The sequence below is a fragment of the Bradyrhizobium sp. genome, from assembly GCF_016462955.1.
In the GTDB taxonomy this organism is placed as follows: Bacteria; Pseudomonadota; Alphaproteobacteria; order Rhizobiales; family Xanthobacteraceae; genus Bradyrhizobium.
This window is the reverse complement of record NZ_JAEMSD010000498.1, coordinates 1-2,314: the sequence shown is the minus strand read 5'-3', so window position 1 is coordinate 2,314 and position 2,314 is coordinate 1. Positions and strand designations below refer to the sequence as shown.

The following is a 2,314-nucleotide window of genomic DNA, read 5'->3' as shown; positions in this document are numbered from 1 at the left end:
GCTTGTCTTCTGCGATGATGCCGAGCTTGAGCTTGGTCATCATGAACCTCCATATGGTTCGAGCACCAGGTCGCGCGTGACGATCACGCGCACCGGGAAGCCGGGTCGGATTGTCAGCGTTGGTGCGACGTTGAGCTGGCGGCGAATGATCTGTTGCCCAGCATCATTGATCGTGTCCTGGCCGCCATTGCGGATGGCTCGGAGCAGTCGGTCTTGATCATCGACTGCAAGTTCAGCGCCGACGTTGAGGAGGGTGGATAGACCAGCGGCTTTCGCAAGATCCCACCAGTGATAGTCGACGCCGTCCTGTAGGCCGGCGAACCCTTCAACATCGGCTCCGGGCTGCCGCTCAAGAACGATCGAGCGGCCGTTCGGGAAAATCAGCCGGGTCCAGACGAGAAGCACCCGGTTCTGCCCGAATTGGACGTTGTTGTCATACTGACCGATCACTCGCGTGCCCTGCGGAACAAGAAGGATGCGACCCGTCGGGCTGTCGTAGATGTTCTCTGTGACCTGAGCGGTGATCTGGCCCGGCAGGTCAGAACGGATGCCGGTGATCAGCGCGGCGGAAATCACGGCTCCCGCCTGAAGGATGTTCGGCGAGGTTGGCGCGGCGACCCTATCGGGCGCAACGGTCCTGCGATCGGCGGCCGCGTTGAGAAATGCGTTCTGGCGGTCCTGCGCGGAAGGTGTCGATGGAGGTGGCGCTAGGCCTAGGCTCGCCAGGTCCGGCGCTGGCGCCGGCACGATGGCAGGGGCCGACGCGGTCGCACCGGCGCGGGTCTCGGTTCCGGAGAACAGCCGACTGGTTCGCGCGGTCTCGATCTCCTGAAGGCGCCTCTGCTCCTCCGGACTGATGCCGGGATTCGGCGTGGCGACATTCGGCGTCGGTACAGGCTGGCCGCGCTCCTGGGCGCCAACGATTGGCCGTCCCAGGTCGCCCGGCAGGGGCGGACCAAGGCGCGGCACGCCGCTGTAGTCACGCGGTAACCCAGCCAGACCGTCCGCGGTGGAGCGGTTCTCCGTCGAATAAAGCTCTTCGTTGGGCCGACCTCCGTCGCGGGTCTGGAGCGCGTAGATCAGCGCACCGCCGAGCCCGACGCTGGCGACGAGACCCACGCCCGCGAGAACCTTGCGCGACAGCCGGGTGACACGCGGCGGATCGGCGCGCAGCCGCATCGGCGCGGCACTGGCCGGCTCGCCGGTCAGCGGCTGGACGTCGTCGTCCGGCACTTCCTCATTCCGGGGCGGGTTCTCGCTCACGAGGTCGGCCTCCCATCGGTACGGGTGATGCGGACGCGCCGCTGGCGGTCGCCGGCGCCGAAGCGCAGCTCGGCGGCCGCGAAGAGGCGGTCGACGATCATGTGGTGGCCGCGCACGCGGTAGTTCACCAGTTCGGAGGTGTTGCCCTCGGGCCCGACAACGAAGAGCGGCGGCATCTCACCCTGGCCGATGCCGCGCGGGAATTCGATGAAGACCTGACGGCCGTCGTCGAAAGCGCGAAGCGGCCGCCATGGCGCTCGGTCGCCTTCGATCGCATAGCGGAAGTTGACGTTGGCGAGGTCGACGCCGCTCGCCACTGGCTGAGCGGCCTGTGCCTCGGCGTTCTGCCGGCGCAGCGCGATGAGCTGGTCCTGCGGATACTGCCAGGAGACGGAGGCCATATAGGTCCGCTCGGTCGAGCGAAGCTCCATGTGGTAGGTGCGCAGGTTGGTGTTGATGACGAGGTTCGTCATCAGGTCGGGGCGGGTCGGCTTCACGAGGATATGAATCTGCCGCGTCGCCCCCGATCCGCTCTCGGTGTCGCCGATGATCCAGCGCACCGTGTCGCCGGCCGCGACGGGGCCTGAGCCGACGAGCTGCTCGCCGGGCTGCAACGCGATGTCGGTGATCTGGCCGACAGCAGTATAGACCTGATAGAGCGCCCCTTGCGTGAAGGGATAGACCTGCATCGAATTAATGAAGCCGTCGCGCACAGGCTGGATACGCGCGGCGGCATTGGCCTGGTTTACCCGGGCGGTCGGGTCTGCCGGCTCGGGTGTGCGCCGCGAAGGCTCCACGCGTTGCAACTGGCCGGGCAGCGGTAACGGCCGCGGCAGCTCCACCACGGTGACGGGCGCTGGCGGATCGACGGTCTGCACGGCGGGGGCCGCGTTGTCGTAGGAGATCTCGGGCGGCGGGTTGGTGGTGGCGCAGCCGGCGAGCGCTGTCGTCGCCAGCAAAACCACCGGAATTGCGGCTCTGCGGAGAGCCTGGAATACGAATGTGTGTGAAGCCGGGCTTCCGGCTTTACGGAAAGACGGCTTCATTGCCC

At 66.9% G+C, this 2,314-nt stretch carries 2 protein-coding genes; both read right to left on the bottom strand.

Going from position 1 to position 2,314, the window contains the following annotated elements; translation table 11 throughout:
* Window positions 1–39: 39 nt before the first annotated feature.
* Window positions 40–1,263 carry a TrbI/VirB10 family protein gene (locus tag JHD07_RS32740; protein WP_291629652.1) on the bottom strand — a complete coding sequence of 408 codons (1,224 nt, stop codon included), beginning with the start codon at window positions 1,261–1,263 and terminating at the stop codon, window positions 40–42.
* Window positions 1,260–2,309 (bottom strand): P-type conjugative transfer protein TrbG, encoded by a 1,050-nt coding sequence (trbG, locus tag JHD07_RS32735; protein WP_291629658.1) that lies wholly within the window; start codon window positions 2,307–2,309, stop codon window positions 1,260–1,262. The genes JHD07_RS32740 and trbG overlap by 4 nt, the downstream gene beginning before the upstream one ends.
* Window positions 2,310–2,314: the final 5 nt, after the last annotated feature.

What these genes read in the sequence shown, in the direction of transcription:
- trbG (WP_291629658.1), bottom strand. Translation starts at nt 2,309, where the DNA reads ATGAAGCCGTCTTTCCGTAAAGCCGGAAGCCCGGCTTCACACACATTC.